Annotated in this window: 19 protein-coding genes and 1 other RNA gene; 11 read left to right on the top strand and 9 right to left on the bottom strand. The window is 71.0% G+C overall.

Annotated elements, in window-relative coordinates:
* Nucleotides 1–143 precede the first annotated feature (143 nt).
* From HNR51_RS01485 to HNR51_RS01475, 3 genes are all read right to left on the bottom strand, one after another.
* The gene (locus HNR51_RS01485) at nucleotides 144–1,364 is read right to left on the bottom strand and encodes a phosphopentomutase (protein WP_182553769.1); all 1,221 of its coding nucleotides are present in this window, start codon (nucleotides 1,362–1,364) and stop codon (nucleotides 144–146) included.
* Between the two features lie 3 nt (nucleotides 1,365–1,367).
* Nucleotides 1,368–2,996, bottom strand: coding sequence for an ABC transporter ATP-binding protein (locus tag HNR51_RS01480; RefSeq protein WP_182553768.1), 1,629 nt, complete (start codon nucleotides 2,994–2,996; stop codon nucleotides 1,368–1,370).
* Nucleotides 2,997–3,101: 105 nt separating this feature from the next.
* The gene (locus HNR51_RS01475) at nucleotides 3,102–5,282 is read right to left on the bottom strand and encodes a molybdopterin-containing oxidoreductase family protein (protein WP_182553767.1); all 2,181 of its coding nucleotides are present in this window, start codon (nucleotides 5,280–5,282) and stop codon (nucleotides 3,102–3,104) included.
* A gap of 215 nt (nucleotides 5,283–5,497) precedes the next feature.
* Between HNR51_RS01475 and HNR51_RS01470 the strand changes: the two genes are divergently transcribed.
* Both HNR51_RS01470 and HNR51_RS01465 read left to right on the top strand, forming a co-directional pair.
* The gene (locus tag HNR51_RS01470) at nucleotides 5,498–6,421 is read left to right on the top strand and encodes a lytic transglycosylase domain-containing protein (protein WP_182553766.1); all 924 of its coding nucleotides are present in this window, start codon (nucleotides 5,498–5,500) and stop codon (nucleotides 6,419–6,421) included.
* Between the two features lie 63 nt (nucleotides 6,422–6,484).
* Entirely contained in the window at nucleotides 6,485–7,390 is a 906-nt protein-coding gene (locus tag HNR51_RS01465) for an alpha/beta hydrolase (protein ID WP_182553765.1), read from the top strand.
* Between the two features lie 35 nt (nucleotides 7,391–7,425).
* Here HNR51_RS01465 and HNR51_RS01460 read toward each other — a convergent pair whose 3' ends face one another.
* A complete protein-coding gene (locus HNR51_RS01460) occupies nucleotides 7,426–7,845 on the bottom strand; it encodes an acyl-CoA thioesterase (protein ID WP_182553764.1) in 420 nt (139 codons plus the stop codon).
* A 253-nt stretch (nucleotides 7,846–8,098) separates the two neighbouring features.
* Between HNR51_RS01460 and HNR51_RS01455 the strand changes: the two genes are divergently transcribed.
* On the top strand, nucleotides 8,099–8,773 hold the full coding sequence (locus HNR51_RS01455) for a transglutaminase-like cysteine peptidase (protein ID WP_182553763.1): 675 nt from the start codon (nucleotides 8,099–8,101) through the stop codon (nucleotides 8,771–8,773).
* A gap of 177 nt (nucleotides 8,774–8,950) precedes the next feature.
* A complete protein-coding gene (locus HNR51_RS01450) occupies nucleotides 8,951–9,274 on the top strand; it encodes a hypothetical protein (protein ID WP_152276627.1) in 324 nt (107 codons plus the stop codon).
* Nucleotides 9,275–9,294: 20 nt separating this feature from the next.
* Here HNR51_RS01450 and HNR51_RS01445 read toward each other — a convergent pair whose 3' ends face one another.
* The 3 genes from HNR51_RS01445 to HNR51_RS01435 all read right to left on the bottom strand — a co-directional run bounded on the left by HNR51_RS01445 (nucleotide 9,295) and on the right by HNR51_RS01435 (nucleotide 13,480).
* On the bottom strand, nucleotides 9,295–10,659 hold the full coding sequence (locus HNR51_RS01445; RefSeq protein ID WP_152276626.1) for an ATP-binding response regulator: 1,365 nt from the start codon (nucleotides 10,657–10,659) through the stop codon (nucleotides 9,295–9,297).
* Nucleotides 10,656–11,825 (bottom strand): FIST N-terminal domain-containing protein, encoded by a 1,170-nt coding sequence (locus tag HNR51_RS01440; RefSeq protein ID WP_182554010.1) that lies wholly within the window; start codon nucleotides 11,823–11,825, stop codon nucleotides 10,656–10,658. The genes HNR51_RS01445 and HNR51_RS01440 overlap by 4 nt, the downstream gene beginning before the upstream one ends.
* Nucleotides 11,826–11,941: 116 nt before the next feature.
* Complete coding sequence (locus HNR51_RS01435) at nucleotides 11,942–13,480, bottom strand: YifB family Mg chelatase-like AAA ATPase (RefSeq protein WP_182553762.1); 1,539 nt, start codon at nucleotides 13,478–13,480, stop codon at nucleotides 11,942–11,944.
* A 146-nt stretch (nucleotides 13,481–13,626) separates the two neighbouring features.
* On the opposite strand from HNR51_RS01435, the gene HNR51_RS01430 reads away from it, so the two are divergent.
* Nucleotides 13,627–13,887, top strand: coding sequence for a PepSY domain-containing protein (locus tag HNR51_RS01430; protein WP_012453723.1), 261 nt, complete (start codon nucleotides 13,627–13,629; stop codon nucleotides 13,885–13,887).
* A gap of 35 nt (nucleotides 13,888–13,922) precedes the next feature.
* Here HNR51_RS01430 and HNR51_RS01425 read toward each other — a convergent pair whose 3' ends face one another.
* Entirely contained in the window at nucleotides 13,923–14,417 is a 495-nt protein-coding gene (locus HNR51_RS01425; protein ID WP_182553761.1) for a DUF5991 domain-containing protein, read from the bottom strand.
* 116 nt (nucleotides 14,418–14,533) lie between these two features.
* Here HNR51_RS01425 and ffs point away from each other — a divergent pair.
* From ffs to HNR51_RS26625, 4 genes are all read left to right on the top strand, one after another.
* An RNA gene (gene ffs, locus HNR51_RS01420) (signal recognition particle sRNA small type) lies at nucleotides 14,534–14,630 on the top strand.
* A 54-nt stretch (nucleotides 14,631–14,684) separates the two neighbouring features.
* Entirely contained in the window at nucleotides 14,685–16,553 is a 1,869-nt protein-coding gene (locus HNR51_RS01415) for a DNA polymerase III subunit gamma/tau (RefSeq protein ID WP_182553760.1), read from the top strand.
* An 88-nt stretch (nucleotides 16,554–16,641) separates the two neighbouring features.
* A complete protein-coding gene (locus HNR51_RS01410; protein WP_012453720.1) occupies nucleotides 16,642–16,965 on the top strand; it encodes a YbaB/EbfC family nucleoid-associated protein in 324 nt (107 codons plus the stop codon).
* 424 nt (nucleotides 16,966–17,389) lie between these two features.
* The gene (locus HNR51_RS26625) at nucleotides 17,390–17,524 is read left to right on the top strand and encodes a hypothetical protein (RefSeq protein ID WP_276508083.1); all 135 of its coding nucleotides are present in this window, start codon (nucleotides 17,390–17,392) and stop codon (nucleotides 17,522–17,524) included.
* Between the two features lie 80 nt (nucleotides 17,525–17,604).
* Here HNR51_RS26625 and HNR51_RS01405 read toward each other — a convergent pair whose 3' ends face one another.
* Nucleotides 17,605–20,004: a GumC family protein gene (locus HNR51_RS01405; RefSeq protein ID WP_182553759.1), complete on the bottom strand. Its 2,400-nt coding sequence runs from the start codon at nucleotides 20,002–20,004 to the stop codon at nucleotides 17,605–17,607.
* 223 nt (nucleotides 20,005–20,227) lie between these two features.
* On the opposite strand from HNR51_RS01405, the gene HNR51_RS01400 reads away from it, so the two are divergent.
* Together HNR51_RS01400 and HNR51_RS01395 are read left to right on the top strand one after the other, a co-directional pair.
* Nucleotides 20,228–20,806 carry a polysaccharide biosynthesis/export family protein gene (locus HNR51_RS01400; protein ID WP_012453718.1) on the top strand — a complete coding sequence of 193 codons (579 nt, stop codon included), beginning with the start codon at nucleotides 20,228–20,230 and terminating at the stop codon, nucleotides 20,804–20,806.
* Nucleotides 20,807–20,988: 182 nt separating this feature from the next.
* A complete protein-coding gene (locus HNR51_RS01395; RefSeq protein WP_182553758.1) occupies nucleotides 20,989–22,245 on the top strand; it encodes a glycosyltransferase family 4 protein in 1,257 nt (418 codons plus the stop codon).
* The last annotated feature ends 11 nt before the right edge of the window (nucleotides 22,246–22,256 follow it).

Below are 22,256 nucleotides of genomic sequence, written 5' to 3'. Positions count from 1 at the left end.
TAGCCGGAGCGAGGGTGAGGGGGCGGCTCAGGATGAGGCTCATCCGGCCAAGCCCCCTCACCCTCGGCTGCCGCCTCGCTTCATGCCCCGACGGGGGCATGAAGCCCTCTCCCCGCGTGCGGGGAGAGGGGTGCGCACGGCCCTCACCACCATGCCCTGCCGGCTCCGAGCGGCGGCAGGCCGAGATGCGCGGCGACCGAGGCGCCGATATCGGCGAAGGTTTCGCGCCGCCCGATCGCGCCCGTCGCCAGCCCCGGCCCGAAGGCCAGCACCGGTACCTGCTCGCGGGTATGTTCGGTGCCGGTCCAAGTGGGGTCGTTGCCGTGGTCGGCGGTGATGACGCAGAGATCGCCCGGCCTCAGGACAGCGTGGATCTCGGGGACGCGGGCGTCGAAGGCTTCGAGCTCGGCGGCGTAGCCCGGCACGTCGCGGCGGTGGCCGTGCTCCGTGTCGAAATCCACGAGATTGAGGAAGACGAACCCGCCCTCCGGCAGCTCGGCGAAGGCATCGAGCGCCGCGTCGAGACAGGCGGCATTGCCCGCGGGCTTGATCTCGCGGCCGGTGGCGCGGTGAGCGAAGATGTCGCCGATCTTGCCGACGCTGACGATGGCACGCCCGGCGGCCTCGAGCCCGTCGAGCAGGGTCCCGTCGGGCGGGGCGACGGAAAAATCCTTGCGGCGGCTGGTGCGGCGGAAGCCGTCGACCTCGCTGCCGAGGAAGGGCCGGGCGATCACTCGGCCGACGCGGTAGGGGTCGCAGACCGCCCGCGCGATGCGGCAGGTTTCGTAGAGCCGCTCCAGCCCGAACGCCTCCTCGTGGGCGGCGATCTGGAACACGCTGTCGGCGGAGGTGTAGCAGATCGGCCGACCCGTCCGGACATGCTCGGCCCCCAACGCGTCGATGATGGCGGTGCCCGAGGCGTGGCGATCACCGAGGATGCCGGGCAGGCCGGCCCGCGCGATCAGCGCCGCCGTCAGTTCCGCCGGGAAGGCGGGATGGGTATCGGGAAAATGGCCCCAGGGCGCGCGCACCGGCACACCGGCGATCTCCCAGTGGCCCGACGGCGTATCCTTGCCGGCGGCCGTCTCGACGGCGTGGCCCCACAGCGCCCGGAGGGGCTCCCCAGGGGCGAGCCCCGGCGGCACACGGCCGGTGGCACCTTCGCAGGCGAGGCCGAGCCCGAGCGCCGCGAGGTTCGGCAGGCGTAAGGGGCCGACGCGCAGGCCCGGCCGGTCACCGCGCCCGGCGGCGCAGGCTTCCGCGATGTGGCCGACCGTGTCGGAGCCGGCATCGCCGTAGCGGTCCGCGTCCGGCGCGCCGCCGATGCCGACGGAATCGAGGACGATGAGGAGGGCGCGGGCCATGGCTCAGGCCGGCTCGATCTCGGCGGTGGTCGCCGCATCCATCTCGAAGGCCGCCGCGAACAGGGCGCGGGTGTAGTCGGTCTTGGGCGCCGAGAAGATCGCCTCGGCCGGCCCCTCCTCGACGACCTGGCCGTGCTGCATCACCATGACGTAGTTCGACAGCGCGCGGACCACCTTGAGGTCGTGGCTGATGAACAGGTAGGCGATGCCCCGCTCTCGCTGGAGGTCGCGCAGCAGGGTCACGATCTGCGCCTGAACCGAGCGGTCGAGCGCCGAGGTCGGCTCGTCGAGCACGACGAAGCGCGGCTTCAACACGATGGCGCGGGCGATCGCGATGCGCTGGCGCTGGCCGCCGGAGAATTCGTGCGGGTAGCGGTCCATCGCCGCCGGGTCGAGCCCGACATCGGTCAGCGCCTTCGCCACCAGGGTGCGGCGCTCCTGCGCGCTCCTGACGAGCCCCTGCACCGCGAGCCCCTCGGCGACGATGTCGCCCACCGACATGCGCGGCGAGAGCGAGCCGTAGGGATCCTGGAAGACCACCTGCATGTCCTTGCGCAGGGGCCGCATCTGGGCACGTCCGCGCGCCTCGATCCGCTGGCCCAGGAACACGATCGGCCCCTCGGATTCGGTGAGGCGCAGCAGGGCGAGGCCGAGCGTGGTCTTGCCCGAACCGGATTCGCCGACGACGCCGACGGTCTCGCCCGCCCGCACCTTGAGCCGCACGCCATCGACCGCCTTGACGTGGCCGACGGTGCGCCGGAGCAGCCCTGCTTTCAGGGGGAACCAGACCTTGATCGGACCGGCCTCCACCAGTTCGGCGGCATCCGCCGGCACGGGGTTCGCCCGGCCCGTGGGCTCGGCGGCCAGGAGGCGCTGCGTGTACTCGTGCTGCGGCCGGGTGAAGACCTGCGCCACCGGCCCCGCCTCGACGATCCGGCCGGCGAGCATCACGCAGACTGAGGTGGCGATGCGCCGGACGATGCCGAGATCGTGGGTGATGAACAGCATCGCCATGCCGAGCCGCTTCTGCAGGTCGGCCAAGAGCGCGAGGATCTGCGCCTGCACGGTGACGTCGAGGGCGGTGGTCGGCTCGTCGGCCACCAGCAGGTCGGGCTCGCAGGCCAGCGCCATGGCGATCATCACCCGCTGCCGCTGGCCGCCGGAGAGTTCGTGCGGATAGGCCCCGAGCCGCCGCTCGGCATCGCGGATGCCGACGAGGTCCAGGAGTTCGAGGATGCGCTTGCGCGCGGCCTTGCCGGTCAGGCCGCGATGGATCTCCAGCACCTCGCCGATCTGCCGCTGGATGGTGTGGAGCGGATTGAGCGAGGTCATCGGCTCCTGGAACACCATGGTGATGTCCGCGCCGCGCACCGCGCGCATCTCGCGCTCCGGCAGCGTCAGGAGATCGCGCCCCTTGAACAGGATTTTTCCGCCCGGATGGTGTGCCGCTCCGTCGAGCAGGCGCAGGATCGAGAGCGCGGTCACCGATTTTCCGGAGCCGGATTCGCCCACCAGCGCCAGGGTCTCGCCCCGCTCGATGGAGAAGCTGACGCGATCCACCGCGCGGGTCTCGCGCTCGCCGGAGCGGAAGGCGACCGAGAGATCCTCGACGGTCAGCAGCGTATCGGACATCGAACCCCGGCGACGAAAAACGGCCCGCCGCGATCCGGTGTCGGAGCGGCGGGCCGAGGGGTTATAGCGCGCGGGGCCGGCCGCGCGAATCGTCTTCGCGTCGCGCTACTGCGCCAGCCCGACCTGCACGAGGTTGTCGCTGAAGGTCGGCGAGTGGCCCATGCCGCCATAGGTCGAGGCGCTGATGACGTTCACCGCCCCGTCGCGGTTGAGCGAGTGCCAGTAGCCGAGCGAGGCGATCACCAGCCCCTGCGGCACGTCGTCGGTCACCCGCGCCTGGCCGTGGAAGGCGCCGCGATCGTTGAACACCCGCACCAGCGCGCCCTCCCCAATCTCGCGGCTCGCCGCATCGGCCGGGTTGATCAGGATCGTCTGCTCGCCCTGCGCCCGGATCTTGTGCGCCTCGTTGGCGTATTGCGAGTTGAGGAAGCCGTGGCTCTTCGGCGAGACGATGTTGAGGGGATAGCGCTCCGCTTGATCCGGATTCGTCTCCGGACGCTCATTGGCCGGGACGTAGCCCGGCAGCGGGTCGAGGGGCTCGCCGCCCTGGAACTGCTCGTACATCTGCCGGAACGGCGGGGCGACGAAGTTGCCGCCGGTGACCGCGGCCTCCGAGTAGAACTCGCACTTGCCGGACGGCGTGGGGAAGTTGCCCTCGGCGTGCGGGGTGCGCGTCTCCGGATCGCCGACATTGAGCCGGTACCAGCCATGCTGGCGGAAATGCTCCATGGAGATGCCGCCGAGCTTCGGGCTTTCCCAGTCGAGATACCATTCCATGAGTTCGGCCTCGCTCATGGAGAATTGCGGCTCGGTGAAGCCGAAGGTCTTGGCGAGCCGCCGGAACAGCTCGGCATTCGACACCGTCTCGCCGGGCGGCTCGATCGCCTTCTGGTTCAGGGTGAAGAAGAAGTGCCCCCAGGAGAACATCATGTCATCGTGCTCGGCCGCCATGGTGGCGGGGAGCAGGATGTCGGCATAGCGGGCCGTATCGGTGACGAAGTGCTCGCTGACCACCGTGAACAGATCCTCGCGGGCAAGGCCGCGCTTGATCTTGGCGGTCTCGGTCGAGTTCGAGACCGGGTTGGCGTTGTAGACCATCAGGGCGTGGATGCCGGGATCGATCCCCGCCTCGCCGGTCAATACCTCGCCGAGCTTGAGCACGTTGAGCACCCGCGTGCCCTCCGGGATCAGGTCGGGCCGGCAGACCCGGTCCCAGTGCACCGGGAATTCCCACAGCGGCATCTGGTAGATGCCGCCGCCCGGATCCTTCCAGGAGCCGGTGAGCGCGGGCAGCGAGAAGATGGCGCGCAGGGCCTGGGCGCCGCCGGCGCTGCGTTCCACCGCCACGCCGGGCCGCAGCGCCGCGTTGGGGGTGGTGGCGTATTCGCGCGCCAGCCGGCGGATGTCCTCGGCCGGGATGCCGCAGATCTCGGCGGCGTATTCCGGCGTGAAGGCCCGCGCCCGCTCCTTCAGCGGCTCGAAGCCGACCGTGTGCCGGGCGATATAGTCGTCGTCGGTCAGACCTTCTTCGATGATGACGTGGATCAGCGCCATGGCGAGGGCCCCGTCGGTGCCGGGCTTCGGCATCAGGTGCCAGTCGGCCTGCGCGGCGGTGCGCGAGCGGTAGGGGTCGATCACCACGACACGGGCGCCGCTGCGCTGCGCCTCCTTCACCACGTGCCAGTGGTGGATGTTGGTGGAGACCGAGTTGCAGCCCCAGATCACGATCAGCCGCGACTGCGTGAAGCTCATCGGATCGGTGCCGTTGGTCGGGCCGACCGTCAGCAGCCACGCCGTGCACGAGCCCGAGCCGCAGAACGTCTTCTCGGCCACCGTCGCGCCGAGGCGGTTGAAGAAGGCGTCGCCGACGGTGAGCCCCTGCACCACGCCCTCGTTGCCGAGGTAGTTGTAGGGCAGGATCGCTTCCGCGCCGTGCGTCTCGATGATCGCGCTGAACCGGCGGTGGATCTCGGTGAGCGCCTCGTCCCAGCTGATCCGCTCGAACTGGCCGCTGCCCTTCGGGCCGGCGCGGCGCATCGGGTAGAGGACGCGGTCCGGGTTGTAGTGGTGCCGGTCGAAGTCCTTGAGCTTGCCGCAGAGCGCGCCGCGGGTCATCGGGTGGTCCGGATTGCCGCGCACGTCCGTGAGCCGCCCATCCTCGACGGTGTAGATCATCGAGCAGGTATCGGGGCAGTCGTGCGGGCAGGCACCGAGCCGGGTGACGGCCTCGGACGCCGTCTTGGCGGCCGCCTCGGCCTCGATCTCCGAGATGCGCTCTTCGAGCATCGTCTTCCTCCTCATGCGGCCGGATCTTGCTGTCCGGCTCTTGCAAGCATCGAGCCTAGCGCGGCGGCACCGAGAAAAATAGTGCGATTCTAAGGAACGATCGAAGGTGCAGCCCTGCCGCGAGGCAACGGACCTTGCACCATGATGCCTGACCGGCCGGTATGACGGTCCGAGCACGTCCGGAAGCCATCCCCTTCGCCCAAGCGCCGCCCTAGATGAGGCCCGTGCCTCGTCTCGCGCTCGTCCTCCTGCCGGCCGCCCTCGCCGTGCTCGCCGGTCCCTCTCGTGCGGCCCCCTCGCCCGAGAGCGAGACCGTGGAGCAGGCGCTGTGCCGGCTGATCGAGGATGCGGCCAAGGCGCGGCAGCTGCCGGTGCCGTTCCTGACCCGGCTGATCTGGCGCGAGAGTTCGTTCCGCGTCGGCGTCGTGAGCCCGGCCGGCGCCCAGGGCGTGGCGCAGTTCATGCCCGGCACCGCCAGGGAACGCGGCCTCACCGATCCGTTCGACCCCGAGCAGGCGATCCCGCACGCGGCGCATTTCCTGGCCGACCTGAAGCGGCAGTTCGGCAATCTGGGGCTCGCGGCGGCGGCCTATAACGGCGGGCCGGGCCGCGTCTCGGCCTGGCTTGCCGGCAACGGTGGCCTGCCGGCGGAAACGCGGGCCTACGTCATCGGCATCACCGGCCGCCCGGCGGAGGATTGGCGCCCGAATGCCAGCGTCGAGATGCCGGAGGGTGCCGACCCGAAGGCGAAGAAATCCGAGGCGAAAGCCGAGGACAAGCCGCCTGCGCCGGAGGCGGAGACGCAGACCTGCCTTCAGGTCACCGCGGCGCTCCGCATCCCGTCGCGCGGGGACCGCTTCGCCCTCTCGGTCGAGGGCGGCCCGGCCGCGCCCTGGGGCGTGCAGCTTGCCGGAAACTTTTCCAAGTCGCTGGCGCTGGCGAGCTTCCAGCGGGCGCGCACACGCTACACCAGCGTGATCGGCGAGGTGCGGCCGATGATCATCGGCACCCGCCTGCGCTTCCGCGGCACCCGCACCTTCTACCGGGTGCGCATTCCGGCCGAGAGCCGGGGCGCCGCCGACGGGCTCTGCCAGAAGATCCGCGGCGTCGGCGGCGCCTGCATCGTCCTGAGGACATAACTCCCAAGGTCGTCACCAAGCGGCCATGAAACCGCCGCGACCGCCGCGTCAATCACGGGTCACATGATCAAGGCACTCGTCTCCCTCGTCTCCCTGATCTGCCTCGGGCTCACCGCCCTGGGCTTGAGCGGCTGCTCGCCGCTGGCGCTGTTCGACGCGCTGGGGCCGCGGGACAAGGGCGGCCGCCTCGCGGTCCGCGACGCGGCCTACGGCACCGATCCGCGCCAGCGCCTCGACGTGTTCGTGCCCACCGTGCCGGTGGAGCGGGCGCCGGTGCTGGTGTTCTTCTACGGCGGCTCGTGGAGCAGCGGCAGCAAGGACGATTACGCCTTCGCCGCGCAGGCCTTCGCCGCGCAGGGCTTCGTGACCGTGCTGCCGGACTACCGGCTCTATCCGCAGGCGCGCTTTCCCGAATTCCTGAAGGACGGGGCGGCGGCCATCGCCTGGGTGCGCGACAACATCGCCGCGCAAGGGGGCGACCCGAACCGGATCGTGCTCGCGGGCCACTCGGCGGGCGCCTACAACGCGGCGATGCTCGGGCTCGACACGGAGTACCTGCGCCAAGCCGGCGTCGATCCACGGACGGTGCGGGCGGTGGCGGGTCTCTCAGGCCCCTACGACTTCCTGCCCTTCGACCAGAAGACCTCGATCGAGGTGTTCGGGCAGGCGCCCGACCCGGAGGCGACGCAGCCCGTCTCCTTTGCCGGCGCCCACTCGCCGCCGACCTTCCTCGCCACCGGGGACAAGGATACGGTTGTGAAGCCGCGCAACACCGCGAGCCTCGCCGCGCGCCTGCGCAATGCCCGCGTGCCGGTGCAGGAGCGGACCTACGAGGGCCTCGATCATTCCGACACGCTGCTGGCACTCTCCGTCAGCTTCCGCCGCAAGGCGCCGGTGCTCGCCGAGATGAGCGCCTTCCTGCACCAGCATGCGGGCGCCCGCCGGCTCACCACGCTGACGATGCACTGACGCGGCGGCGCCTCGTACGCGACGTGCGCCCGTGATTACCCCTCGATGTCCTCCGTGATCGGCCGCGGCCGGCGGTCGGGTCCGATGGCGACGAAGGTGAAGAGGCCCTCCGTCACCTTCATGGTGGCCTCGCCCTCGCGCTCCCGGCGCCAGACCTCGACCTGGATGCGCATCGAGGTGCGGCCGGTCTTCACGATCCAGGCATAGAAGCTCACCTCGTCGCCGACGAAGACCGGCCGGTGGAAGGTCATCGCCTCCGCCGAGATCGTGGCGCAGCGCCCCCGCGCCCGGCGCGCTGCGACGTTGCCCGCCGCCATGTCCATCTGCGCCATCAGCCAGCCGCCGAAGATGTCGCCGGCCGGGTTCGTGTCGGTCGGCATCGCCACCGTGCGGATCACCGGCGGCCCGCGATCGGTGGGCTGCACGGACTCGGCGGAAGGCAGTTCGCTCGTCATCGGAAGGCTTTGCGGGTCGTGGCGGATCGTCGGGTCGGCCCAAGCGTAGCAGGAGCCGTGCCGGTCGGGCCATCGCGCCCGGTGACGGCGCTCCGGACTTGTCTCGCGCCGTCCGACACGCCCCAGCCGGCTCCCAGGAGGCCGGTCGATCAAATGCGACGGATCGCGTTAACCGATTTTTAACCCGCCGATTGCGGGAACCGATCGGCTGTGAGAGCTTCATTAACGGAAGCTTAACTGCTCGGTCAGGGCCATGCGTATCGCGTTCTCCAAGCTCTGTGACGTCCGGCCCACCCGCTCCTTCACGACCCGCCTGCTGGCGGGCCTCGCCCTGGCCGGGGCCTTCCTCGCCGCGCCCGCGCCGAAGGCGGAAGCGCAGACCACCGCCGCGCTGCCGGCGATCAGCCTGTCGGCGGCCACCACCGGCCCGGCCCGGCCGATCGCCGCCTGGGCCGAGTTCTGCGAGCGCTATCCGGGCGAATGTGCGGTCGATCGCACCGAGCCCGCCAGCGTCACCCTGACGCCGGCTTTGTGGCAGACGATCAACGGCGTGAACCGCCGGATCAACCGGGCGGTGGAGGCGGTGACGGATCAGGAGCACTGGCGCGCCGCCGATCGCTGGGATCTCGCCGAGGACGGCCGGGGCGATTGCGAGGACTTCCAGCTCCTCAAGCGCCGCCTTCTGGTCGAGGCCGGCCTGCCGCGCCGGGCGATGCGGATGACCGTGGTGATCGACGAGAAGGGCGAGGGCCATGCCGTCCTCACCATCCTCACCAGCCGCGGTGACCTGATCCTCGACAACAAGACCAACGCGGTGCTGCCCTGGACCCAGACCGGCTACACCTTCGTCAAGCGCGAGAGCCAGGACGCGGTGGGTTGGGTCGCGCTCGGCCGCGACGCCTCGCCGCTCACCGCAGCCAACCGCTGAGCGGAACTTTCCTCCGCACTTTTCCACGTCCCGAAATGGGACCGGATCCGCAGCCCGTGCGTTAGCAGGCTTTAACGGTCCGGCGGCCAAGGTTGACGAGAGGTTTTTTCGGGCGCGTGCCGCCCCGGAAAACCCTGTCCCCACCTCAGGTTCGCCGTCCCAGGGTCTGTTCGTCCCATGCGTCGCGTCCTCCTCGCCGGCCTTCCCGCCCTCGTCCTTCTGGCCGCCTTCCCCGCGCGGGCCGAGAGCCCGGAGGGCGTGCGCCACGCGGCGTGGCAGACCTGTCTCGACGAGGCGTTTTCGGAGCAGATCCGCACCACGAGCCGGAGCTTCGCCGCGACCAAGGCGGTCTCGGTCTGCCAGGATCGCGAGGACGCCTATCTCGGCGCGCTCGCCGCCTCCCCGCTCCTCGACGGCGAGGACGTCGCTCGCATCCGCCCGGCCCTCGTCGCCCGCGCCCGCGACCGGCTGATGGGCGAGCGCCGCTTCAGCGCGCTGTAACGCCCCCGATCATCCCGCTCTCACGCCAGCATGTAGGCCAGCAGCGAGCGCAGTTGGGCCGGCTTGATCGGCTTGTGGACGAGTTCGGCCCCGGTGGCCTGGGCGCGGGCGGCGATGTCGGCGCCGTGGTCGGCGGTGGTGAGGATCACCGGCGTCACCCAACCCCGGTCGCGCCGTAGATAGTCCACCACGTCGAGGCCGCAGGCGCCGTTGTCGAGGTGGTAGTCGATCACCATCACGTCCGGCCGCGCCAACCCGGCCCCGAGCGCGGCGACGACGCCGGGAAGATCGCGGAACACCTGCACCTCGGCATCCCAACTGCGCAGGAGGCGCTGCAGCGCCTCGGCCGTCGAGGCGTCGTTCTCGATCGCCAGCACCCGCGCGCCGGTCAGCGCGGTCGCGAGCGGCGCCAGCGTCACCCGCGCGTCCGGGCGCTGCGCCGCGAGCGGCAGGGTGAGGCTCAGCCGCGTGCCGTGGCCGGTGCGGGAATGCAGCGCGATGGCGTGGCCCAGCGTCGAGGCGGTGCGCTGCACGATCGACAGGCCGAGCCCGAGGCCGACGCCGCCGTCGTCCCCCTCGCGCCCCCCGCGGAAAAACTCCTCGAAGACCAGCGCCCGCTCGTTCTCGGGAATACCGCAGCCGGTATCGACCACGTCGATCCGGCAGAGCTTGTCCCGGCGCCGCGCCGCGATCAGCACGCCGCCGCGCTCGGTGTAGCGGATCGCGTTGGAGACGAGGTTCTGCAGGATGCGCTGGAGCAGGACGCCGTCGGTCTCCACCACGAGGTCGGCGCAGCGGGTGACGAGGCGCAGCTCCTTGCGTTCGGCGAATGGCCGGAAGCTCGCCTCGATCCCGGCGACGAGGTCGGCGAGCCGCACGGGCTTGACCACCGGGCGCACGATGCCGGCATCGAGCTTCGAGATGTCGATCAGCGCCTTGATCAGATCCTCGATCGTCTCCAGGCCGCGCTCCACCTGCCGGGCGACCGCCTTCGCCTCCGGGCCCGGGGCGAGGTCGGTCAGGGCCGAGAGCGAGAGGCGGGCGGCGTTGAGGGGCTGGAGCAGGTCGTGGCTGGCCGCCGCCAGGAAGCGCGTCTTCGAGCGGTTGGCGGTCTCGGCCTCTTCTTTCGCCGCCTGCATCGCCTCGTTCGAGCGCTCCAAGCTGTGCATCAGCGCGGTCAGCTCTTCCGTGCGGGCGCGGACGCGGCCCTCCAGCATGATCGCGGTCTGGAACAGCGAGTAGGCGCCGCCCTGCTGGTCCATGGTGCGCTCGACATGGGCCATCAAGGCCGCGTTGATACGCTCCAGCTTGGCCACCCGCCGATTCAGGGACTCGACGGTCTGCGGTTCGGCGGCCGGCTCCATCCAGAGAGTCGGCCGGTTCATGGCCGCTCCGCCCGGCCGATGGCGATGCCCGTGAAGGTCTGGTTCAGGTGCATCGAGCGGTACTGCTCGCCGTAGGTCTCGAAGCCGACCACGCCGTAGCGCCGGTACAGGTCGGCGATGCGGTGGCGCACCTGCCGGCTCTCCGCATCGAGCCGGCGGAACACGCAGTCGAAACCGATGACGAGATCGAGTCCGCCGAGCGCCTCGTCGAGGCTCTCCAGCTCGGCGCGGGTCGCCTCGACGATGTCGCGGGGCTGGGCCAGCGTCAGCACCACCCCCTCGCCGATGGCGCAGAAGAAGGTCATCGAGCCGTCCGGCTCCACCCGGCTGATCGAGCGGCAGTAATACTCGCCGCCGATCTTCACCGCGAGCGGATAGGCGGCAAAGGACATCGTCGAGAGGTTTTCCGGATCGAGCCCCACCGCCATGGCGTATTCCCGCGCGGCGGGCTCGGCGTTCAGTTCGGAGACGCGCCGCTCCTCCTCGCGGGCGGCGGTGACCACGAACCGACGGTTCGTCGGCTCGAAATTGTCGCTCTTGAAGATGCGGATCGGGAAGTCGGTCTCGACCAGCAGGATTACCGCCGCGTCGCGGCACACTTGGCCGTCATGGATCAGAACCGTGCTGCGGAAGGCGAGGTCGTCGCCGGCCGAGCCGCCGATCAGCGGGATGCCGTCGAGCGCCCAGGCGACGGCCGAGACCACCGTCTCCTCGGCATTGGCGAGCGAGTCGATCAGCGACAGGGCGAAGCGGTGGCCGCTGCCGCCGTCCGGCCGGCCATGGTCGAGGGTGCGGCGCAGGCCCCGCACGGTCGAGGCGGCGCCCTCGACGTCGAGCCGGGTGATCTGGGTGAGGACGCCGGAGACGATGCGGAAGCCCTGCCGAGGGAAGGCGATGGCGACGAGGCCGCGGTCGATCGAGCCCGCGGGGCTGATGCCGCCGGAGGTGGAGCAGCCGGTGAGCCCGACGCCGGGAAACTGCGCGGCGAGCGCGGCGGTGAGGGTTTCCACCTCGTAGGCCGGGGAGAAGAACACGATGAGGTGGCCGACCACCCCCCGGTCGAGGATCGCCGCCACGGCAGCGACCGCTTCGGTCGCCTCGCCCGCATCCGTCCAGGCCGTCTGGATTCCGCACAGATGCCGCCGCATCTGCGTGCCGTGCGCCACCGTCTCACTCCCTCGCACGGGGTCTTTTCCGGAAAACCGGCCGCCCCTGACATATTGTGCACGACTATGTCCGCGGCGAAGGGACGTGGCAATGGGCGGTCGTTCGCGCAGGCCGCTCAGGCCGCGGCGGCCGGCCGCTCGCCCCGCGCCCGGTAGGAAAGCGCCTCGGCCAGATGCAGCCGCCGCACCTGGGCCTCGCCGTCGAGGTCGGCCAGCGTGCGGGCGACCCGCAACGTCCGATGGAAGCCGCGGGCGGAGAGCCGCATGGTCTCTGCCGCGTTGCGGATCAACGCCGCGCCCTCCGCGTCGGGCGCGGCGGCGGTCTCGATCACGGTGGCCGGGCAGGTGGCGTTGGTGGTCGCGGCCGGCAGGCCGAGGGCGGCGTAGCGCGCGCTCTGGAGGGCACGGGCCGCGGCGACCCGCGCGGCGGCGTCAGTCGAGCCCTCCGCGGGCGGCGGCAGGATCAGGTCGGCGGCGGTCACCGCCGCGACCTCGATCCGGAGATCGATCCGGTCGAGCAGCGGCCCGGAGATCCGCGCGCCGTACTGGGCGATGCAGCGCTCGTTCGGCCCCCTTCGGCAGGCATAGCCCGGCTCCAGCGCCAGACCGCATCGGCACGGATTCATCGCCGCCACGAGCTGGAACCGGGCCGGGTAGGTCACCCGATGGTTCGCCCGCGCGATCATGATCTCGCCCGTCTCCATCGGCTGGCGCAGGGAATCGAGCACCTGGGGCGTGAACTCGGGCAATTCGTCGAGGAACAGCACGCCGCCATGGGCGAGCGAGGCCTCGCCGGGCCGGGCGTTGAGCCCGCCGCCGACCAGCGCCGCCATGGAGGCGGAATGGTGCGGCTGGCGGAACGGCCGGCGGTTCGAGAGGGCCCCGCCCTTCAGCTCGCCGGCCACCGACTGGATCATCGAGACTTCGAGCAGTTCGCGCGGCCCCAGCGGCGGCAGGATCGAGGGGAGGCGCGCGGCCAGCATCGATTTGCCGGCTCCGGGCGGCCCGTTCATCAGGAGGTTGTGGCCGCCGGCAGCGGCGATCTCCAGGGCGCGCTTGGCGCCCTCCTGTCCCTTGATGTCGCGCAGATCCGGCATCGGGCCGGCGGGTGCGGCCACGGCCGGCTGGGGCCGGGCCATCACCTGGCTGCCCTTGAAGTGGTTGGCGAGCTGGATCAGCGAGCGCGGCGCCAGCACGTCCATGTCGCCCGCGGCCCAGGCCGCTTCCGAGCCGGTCGCCGCGGGGCAGATCAGGCCGAGGCCCCGCCCGTTGGCCGCCATCGCCGCCGGCAGCACGCCGGCCACCGCGGTGATCGAGCCGTCGAGCGCCAACTCGCCGAGCACGCAGTAGCCGCCGAGCGCGTCCGCCGGCAGCGCGCCGATGGCGCCCATCACCGCGAGCGCAATCGGCAGGTCGAAATGCGAGCCCTCTTTCGGCAGGTCGGCGGGGGCGAGGTTGCAGGTGATGCGCTTGGCCGGCAGCGCCAGCCCCGAGGCGATCAGCGCCGAGCGCACCCGCTCGCGCGATTCCGCCACCGCCTTGTCGGGCAGGCCGACGATGGTGAAGGCGACGGCGCCGGCTGCGATCTGTACCTGGACATCGACGGCGCGCGCCTCGATCCCCTCGAAGGCGACGGTGGCGACGCGCGTGACCATGGTCTCAGTCGGCTCCGAACCCGGAGTTGCAACCTAGGCGGCACTACGCGCGCTGGCAATCATGAGCGCGGCCTTATGACGGACCGGCAGGAACCACCGCAACGGTGAGGGGTTCGCTCCGCGTCCCTTCCACAACGGAGCGTTCCATGTTCGTCCGTCCTCTCGCCGCTGCCCTCCTCGGCGTCGCCCTCCTCAGCGGTCCGGCGCTCGCCGACGAGAAGCTGCCGCCCGATCAGCAGGCCAAGGTCGAGGACGTGCTGAAGAAGGAGGGCTTCACCAAGTGGAAGGAGGTCGAACTCGACGACGGCATGATCGAGGTGGACGACGCCATCGACGCCAACGGCAAGCAGTTCGATCTCAAGCTCGACCCGAAGACCCTGGAGATCGTGAAGCGCAAGGCGGAGTGAGGGTTTCGCCCTGGGGAGGCGCCGCCTCTCCGGGGCTACTTCACCCTGGCGAAATACGCCCCGCTCTCGGCGACATCTGCGCCGTCCGGCTTGAGCCCCTGCCAGCGCGTGACCAGCGGGCCGCCCGCCCCCTTCGCAAGGGAGAACAGGGGCTGGTCCGGCTTGTAGACCGCCACCCCGTACTTGTTGACCGTCTTGCCGTCGCCGTAGCGGTCGAACACCACCGCGAGTCCCGGCCCCTCCCGGCGGGTGCGGCAGCGGATCGTCTCGTCGGTCTGGAAGCCCCGCAGGGTGAGAACGCACCCGTCCCGGACATCCGGGGGCCGCAGCACGAGGTCGTAGGTCACGACGATCCCCGTACCGCCGGCCGTCCGCCCGGCGGAATGGGCGTAGCGGTAACGGCCCTGCCAATCCTTGGGCGCGCCCTCTTGAGCCGGCCGTTGGGCCGCCTCCTGCGCTAAAGCGGGCGCGGACAGGCCCGCGAGCAGCGCGAGGGCCGCGAAACGCTTCGGCGTCGTCGTCATCCGCATGGCCTCTCCCTCTGGCCCTTCCTTCGTTGCCGCGGAAGCATGGCCGCGCGGTCCGGGCGAGGCAACCCGCCCGCGACCCGCTTGCATCCCGCGGCGCGGGCCGTCATATACGGCGCGGGAGGTTGGCGAGGGACGTTTCACTCGCCAACCGGGTCAGGTCCGGAAGGAAGCAGCCCTAACGAGACCGAGCGGGTCTTCGTCCAGCCTCCCACCTTCGCCGCCCGTGGGCCGGGCGGCCAGCCTTCCCCGAAAAGTCCGAACGGCGGCATGGACGAGACGCACGGCACGTTCCCCGACGAGCCGGGCCTGCCCGGCATGCCCGCAGCCTCCGCGCCGGCGACGGCCGCGCCCCCCTACCGGGTGCTGGCGCGAAAATACCGCCCACAGACCTTCGACGACCTGATCGGCCAGGGCGCCATGGTGCGCACGCTGGCCAATGCGTTCTCGGCCAACCGCATCCCGCAAGCCTGGATGCTCACGGGCGTGCGCGGCGTCGGCAAGACGACCACGGCCCGCATCCTCGCCCGCGGTCTCAACTATGTCCGCACCGGCCAGCCGGATACCGGCCCCACCGTCTCGATGCCGGAACTCGGGCAGCACTGCCAAGCGATCATGGAATCCCGGCACATGGACGTGCTGGAGATGGACGCCGCCTCGCATACCGGCATCGACGACGTGCGCGGCATCATCGACGGCATCCGCTACGCGCCGGTCTCGGCCCGCTACAAGGTCTACATCGTCGACGAGGTCCACATGCTTTCGGAGAAGGCGTTCAACGCCTTCCTGAAGACGCTGGAGGAGCCGCCGCCCCACGCCAAGTTCGTGTTCGCGACGACCGAGATCCGCAAGGTTCCGGTGACGATCCTGTCGCGCTGCCAGCGGTTCGACCTGCGCCGGGTCGAGGCCGACGTGCTCTCCGCCCATCTCAAGAAGATCTGCGCCGCCGAGGGCGTCGAAGCCGAGGATGAGGCCCTCGCCGCCGTCACCCGCGCGGCGGAAGGCTCGGTGCGCGACGCGCTCTCGCTGCTCGATCAGGCGATCGCCCACGGGGCGGGCGCGGTGACGGCGGCGGGCGTGCGCGACATGCTGGGTCTCGCCGACCGTTCGCGCATCGTCGATCTGTTCGAGGCGGCGATGCGCGGCGACATACCGGCCGCCTTCGCGGAAATTCGCGCGCAATACGATGCCGGCGCCGACCCGGCGGTGGTGCTCTCGGATCTCGCCGGCTTCACCCATCTCGTCACCCGGCTCAAGCTGGTGCCGGGCGCCGAGGCCGACCCGACGCTGAGCGAGGCGGAGCGCGTGCGCGGCGCCCAGTTCGCCGGGCGCCTACCAGTGCGGGCGCTGTCGCGGGCGTGGCAGATCCTGCTCAAGGCTTTGCCCGAGGTGCAGGCCGCACCCCGCCCGCTCGCGGCGGCCGAGATGGCGATCGTGCGGCTCGCCTACGCCGCCGACCTGCCGACGCCGGACGAGGCCCTGCGCCAGCTTCGCGCCGACATCGCCGCCTCCGAGAGCCCCGGCGCAGGCACTCCGCGCCCCGGAGGCGGCGGCGCGATGGCCTCGCACGGCTCGGCGGCCCTTCAGATGGCGCCGCCGCCCCCTTCGCCGCGGCCGGTGCTCGCCTCGGTCCCCTCCCCCGCGACGGCGTCCGCCCCGGCGCCGCGGCCGACCCCGGCCGCTCCCGCCAGCCCCCGGCTCGGACGCTTCGAGGACGTGGTCGCCCAGGCCGAGGCCGCCCGCGACATCGCCCTGAAGGTGGCGCTGGAGCGCGACGTCCACCTCGTGCGCTTCGAGGAGGGCCGCATCGAGTTCCGCCTCGCCCCCGGCGGCCGGCAGAGCCTCGCCAACGATCTCGCCCGGGCACTCGACGCCTGGACCGGCCGGCGCTGGGTCGTCGCCGTCTCGAAGGAGCAGGGCGCCCCGACGCTTGCGGAGAACTCGCGGGCGGCCGAGGAGACCCGCCACCAGAATGCCGCCGCCCATCCGCTGGTGCGGGAGGTGCTGTCGCGCTTCCCCGGCGCGCAGATCGTCGATGTGCGCGACAAGGCGCCGGAGGGCGAGGGGGCCGAGAGCGCTTCGGAGAGCGTCGGGCCGGCCGCCCCGCCCCCGGAAGATCCCGAGGACGACGACAACTGAGCCGGCTCCCGCCCTGGCAGGCGCGGGCCCCGGCGCCTAAGTGCGGGGAGCAGATCCCTTTCTCGATCGGAACCGGAGCGGACCCACCATGCGCGACCTCATGGGCATCATGAAGCAGGCCCAGGCCATGCAGGAGAAGATGGCCTCGCTCCAATCGGAACTCGATTCGGTCGAGGTGGCGGGCGCCTCCGGCGGCGGCGCCGTGAGCGTGCGGATGACGGCCAAGGGTCAGGTGCTCGGCGTCTCCATCGACCCGAGCCTGATGGTCGCCGACGAGCGGGAGATCCTCGAAGACCTCATCGTCGCCGCCTGCAACGACGCCCGCGGCAAGGCCGAAGCGACGGCGCAGGAGAGGATGGCGGAACTGACCAAAGGCCTCCCCCTGCCTCCCGGCATGAAGCTGCCGTTCTGAGGTCTCGTCCGAGGGCGTAGAAGCCGCCTGTCCGAACAGACGCAAGGCGCTCTTGGGGCGGCACATCCTGCGGCGGAGATCCTGTTCGCCCCCCGGACGGCTGCCGAACTGCGTCGGCTTGCCGCATCGGACGTGGAAGGCGCAAGGCGCGTCTCGCACCACTCCAAGCCGAGGAAGAGAAGCCGGATCAGCGAGATAATCCCGCCCTGCTGGTCCGTATTGGAGCGACTTCAATCCCGAAAATGTGAGCATCTTCCGACGGACTGAACGCAACTCCAAATTTTGTTAAGGCGCCCCACTCGCGGAATAGGCATGGTCGACGGGCCGGGTCGAACGCGGCCCCCCTTAGCGAGGCTCGGCGGTTCCGCCGGTCTCTCTCCGACCAGAGCCGGCGGAACCACCGCCTGCGGCACGGGGAGGTACTGTGCCAAGCCTGTTTGCCGCCGTTGCGGCCGCCGCCTGCGTCCTTCTCGCGACCCTTGTCGGCGCGAATCTCTGGGCTCTGCGCCTCGCCGCCGCGATGACCGCGGCGGAGGAAGAGGGTCAGGCCGGCCGCTGAAACGGCGCGGCCCCCGAGCGTGTCGTCTCGCGCGTCCGCAATGATCCCGCGGAGCGCGGCTCGGACGCGCTTTCGGTCGATCAGGCTGAAAGGCGCAAGGGCGTCGCCTCGAGCGGCTGATCGGCCCCCGCCTCCGCCTGATGCCGGGCGACGACCACCCGGCGCACGCCGGTCTCCTTGGCGAGCCGGTAGAGCGAGACCAGGGCCGGATCGTCGGCGGGTGCGTCCGAGGCGATGACGATGGCGTCCATGCAGGGTCCGATCGCGGGAATGAGGTCGGCTCCGTCCCGCGCGGCGTTGGCATCGAGGCGGCAGAGCACCCAGTCGTAGCTCTGCGACAGGGCGTTGAGGCCGATGGCGAGGCCCTGCGGCTCCTCCACCAGGACGTCGAGCGGTGCGACACCGCGCTTCACCGCGTGGAGCCGCGAGCCGGGCACCGGCTGGATCACGTCGAGGAAGTCGGCCTCGCCGGCCACGAGATCGGTCAGTCCCGGCTCGGACGGGCTGGAGGCGCCGCCATTCACATCGACCAGCAGCGTCTGGCGACGCGGGCCGAGCACCCGGGCAAGGTTCGAGGCAAGTCCGACCGTGTCGTCGGCGCGCGGGCTCTCGACCACGAGGACGCAGCCGCCCTTTGAGGAGCCCTTGGAGGAGCCCTTGGAGGAGCCCTCGGATGCGGCCCCTTCCAGCCGGGCGATCAAGCCGTCGAGATCGGCATAGGAGGCGGAGGATTTCGCCGGGACCAGGCTCCCGCCACGGCCGCCCTTCGCCGCTTCCCCCGGCGCCGTTTCGGCTCCGACCGGGGCGGTGCTGGCGAAGACGGGGTGATGCACCGTGGCCGTCGCCCGCAGGGAATGGGCGAAGGCGAGGGCCGGGGCGAAGCGCTCCGCCGCCGAAGCCGGATAGGCGCCGCCATAGACCGGCTCATAGGTGGGGCGACGGCGGGCGGCGGGCGGCTCCGGCTCGGGATAGAAGTCGCGCGGGGGCTCGTTCGCTCCGGTCAGGAGGGGCTCCCCTCCATCCCCGCTGCGCTCGCCGTCCGGTCCGGGCGGCGCGACGAGGAGATGGCGACCGATGACCGACGCGCTCGCGAGCAGGAAGGCCAGCACCGTGACGAAGGCGACGATCGGCAGCTTCTTCGGGAAGGAAGGCAGATCGGGCACGATGGCACGGGAGACCACGCGGGCATTGGCCGGGCTGGCGTTCTCGGCGTCGCGCGCCGCCGCCTCGCGGTAGCGGGCGAGATAGGATTCGAGCTGCTCGCGCTGGGACTTCGCCTCGCGCTCCAGCGCCCGCAGCTCCACCTCGCTGGTGTTGCCCTTGGCGACCACGTCCTGCTGGCCCTCGACCGCGCTACGCAGGCTCTCGACCCGGGCCCCCGCGATCTTGGCATCGTTCTCGAGGGTGCGCACCACCCGCTCGGCGGCGGCCTTGATCTGGTTTTCGAGATCCTGGACCTGCGCGGTCAGCTCCTTGATGCGGGGATGGGCCGGCAGCAGCGTGCGCGATTCGAGGGCGAGCTGCGCGCGCATCGCCATGCGGCTCTCGACCGTGCGCCGGATCAGTTCGTTGTTGGCGACATCCGGGATCTCGAAGGCGCGGCCCTCCTTGATCATGTCCTTGAGGAGCTTGGCGCGGGCGGTCAGGTCAGCCTGGATGGTACGCGCCTGCGAGAGCTGACTCGACAGTTCGGAGAGCTGCTGCGTCGAGAGCGGCTGCGCCGCCGCACTGCTGCCCGTGCCGATCAGGCCGTGCTTGGCCCGGAACGCCTCCACCTTCGCCTCCGCCTCGGCCACGCGAGCCCGCAGGGTCGCGATGTTGTTGCCGAGCCAGGTCGAGGCGTAGCGGGCGGTATCGACGGAGGCCGCCTCCAGCGAGGCGAGATAGAGGTCGGCCACCGTGTTGGCGCCGCGCGCCGCCAGTTCGGGATCGCGCGAGCGGAACTCGACGGCGAGGATGCGCGACTTGCCGACCGGATAGACCAGGAGGTGGTCGAGATACGTGTCGAGGATGCGATCCTCCGAGGCCCGCTCCATCGGCGCGGAGACGAGCCCGAGCATCATCAGCGTGCGCCGGATCGCCGAGCTGCCGTCGGCCTCCGGATCGAATTCGGGATTGCCCACGAGCTTCAGGCTGCGGATGGCCTCACGGGCGAGGTCGCGCGACATCGCCACCTGCACCTGGCTCGCCACGGCCTGCTCGTCGATCGGCTGGGGCTGGTCCGTCCGCTCGGCGGCCGTACGGGCGAAGGCGGGGTCGCGGCTCTCGAGCAAGACCTTGGCCTCGCCGGTATAGCGCGGGGTCACCACCTGCACGAACACGCCGGCCCCGAGCGCGGCCAACAGCGTCGGCACGGCGATCCAGGCCCAGGAGCGGCGCAGGACGCCGGCCATCTGCGACACCGCCAATCCGTCCCCGGGCCCACCGGGGCCGCCGGACGGCGGAAGAGACGGATCAGTCGACAGCCTGAGGCGCGGCATGGGCAGTCTTCACGAAGGCAGGACGCGGAATCGCGATGATCGATCCGCCTGGAGGCACTAGCGGTCGTTAAGGTTGACTTCGCGTTAAGACCCGAAGCCGGCTTTCGCCCGTTTCCGGGAAAATACCCTCAGCCGGAGACCCAATTCCGGCGCGCCGCGTCGGCCCATCAGCTTTCATTAACCATGACGCCCTAGGACACGGCAGACGTTCTCTTCAACGGCGATGGCGATGCAGCGGCGCGCATTCCTCCTGGCCCTTCCGTCGGTCCTCGCGCTCGGCGGCTGTCTGCGTCCGGATTTCCGGACCGTCGATCTCGATGCCACCGGCACCGGCTCCATCGGCGCGCGCTACTCCCTGGCCGCTGGCGACAAGCTGCGGGTCATCGTCTTCGGCCAGGACAACCTGTCGAACATCTACGCGGTCGATGGCGGCGGGCGGATCGCGATGCCGCTGATCGGCGTGGTTCAGGTTGGCGGCCAGACCACGGCGCAGGCCGCCCGGCTGATCGAATCGAAGCTCGCCGCGGGCTACGTGCGCGAGCCCCACGTCACCGTCGAGGTCGATGCCTACCGCCCGTTCTACATCCTCGGCGAGGTGACGACCTCGGGTCAGTACCCCTACGTCAACGGCATGACCGTCGAGACCGCCGTGGCGATCGCCGCCGGCTTCGGCCCCCGGGCGGCGCGCGACTACGCGGTGCTCACCCGTGAGGGTCAGGGCGGCCTCATCAACGGCATCGTGCCGATGTCCTATCCGGTGCGCCCCGGCGATACGATCGTGATCAAGGAGCGGTTCTTCTAGAAAAAGCCGGCGGCGGCATTCACCGACGCCTAACCGCGATCCACGAAAGCTGCCGGTAACCGGGCCGTCGAGGGCCGCCGCGCGCCCTTCGGGCTTGCCTCTTAACCGGGCGCAGACCGCGCCTCGATGATCTGTCACCGCATCGGGTGCCCGCATGGGGTCGCCCGCGCGGAGACCGATACGTGGCCACTCCCTTCGCCGCTCCTCGCACTGCCCTGACGCCGCGGGATCTCGCCGGAACATCGGTGACGGACCTGTCGTCCCGCATCGGCACCGGCGAGCGCCACCGCATTCTCCACGTGTTCCGGGCGCCGGTCGGCGGTCTCTTCCGCCACGTCGTCGATCTCACCCGCCTCCAGGCCGAGGCCGGCCACGCCGTCGGTCTCGTCTGCGACGCCTCCACCGGCGGTGAACGGGCGGAGCGGGCTCTCGCGGATTTGGGCCCCCATCTCGCGCTCGGCGTCACGCGCATTCCCATGCGCCGGAACCCGCATGCGAGCGATCTCGGGGCGCTACGCGCCGTGCGGGAGCGAGCTCTCGCCGAACAGGTCGACGTGCTGCATGGCCACGGCGCCAAGGGCGGCGTCTTCGCCCGGCTTGCTCCGCTCGGCCGCGCCGGACGCTCCGTGATCCGCGCCTACACCCCGCATGGCGGCAGCTACAATTACCGGCCCGGCACGCCGCTCCACCGGCTCTACATGGCCGCCGAGCAGGTGATGGCCCGCACCACCGACCTGTTCCTGTTCGAGAGCGAGTACGTCGCCTCGCGCCATGCCGCCTTCGCCGGCGGGGCGCCGCGACTGCAGCGGATCGTTCACAACGGCTTGGCGGAAGCCGAATTCGCCCCGGTCGAGACCGCCGCCGATCCGTTCGACCTCGTCTATGTCGGAGAGCTGCGCGAGGCGAAAGGGCTGCCGGTCCTGCTGCGGGCGCTCGCGAAAGTCAGAGCGCAGGGCCGCGAGATGCGGCTTCTCATGGTTGGTTCGGGACCGGACACCGAGAGCCTTGCCGCCATGGCTGAGAACCTCGGCCTGCGTCACGCCATCGCCTTCGAGCCGCCCCAGGCGATCCGGCCCGTGCTCGGCCGCGGCCGCGTGATGGTGGTGCCGTCGCTGGCCGAATCGTTGCCCTATGTCGTGCTGGAGGCCGCTGCGGCCGCTCAGCCGCTTGTCGCCACCAATGTCGGCGGCATCCCCGAGATTTTCGGATCCCTGTCCGGTGATCTGGTGCCGCCGGGTGATTGCGAGGCGCTGAGCGTCGCCATCATGCGCATCCTCGACGAGGAACCGGCCATCCGGGAGGGGCGTGCCCGCGCGCTCAGCGAGGCGCTACGGATGCGCTTCTCGATGAACCGCATGGCGACCGACGTGCTCTGCGGTTACGCCGCAGCCTTCCGCGCCAAGCGGGTACGGGCTGCCCAGGCCCCCGTCACGGCATGAGCGCCGGGCCT

The organism is Methylorubrum thiocyanatum (assembly GCA_014138645.1).
Classification (GTDB): domain Bacteria; phylum Pseudomonadota; class Alphaproteobacteria; order Rhizobiales; family Beijerinckiaceae; genus Methylobacterium; species Methylobacterium thiocyanatum.
The sequence above is the reverse complement of the archived record's forward strand: the minus strand, read 5'-3'. Positions and strand labels throughout refer to the sequence as shown.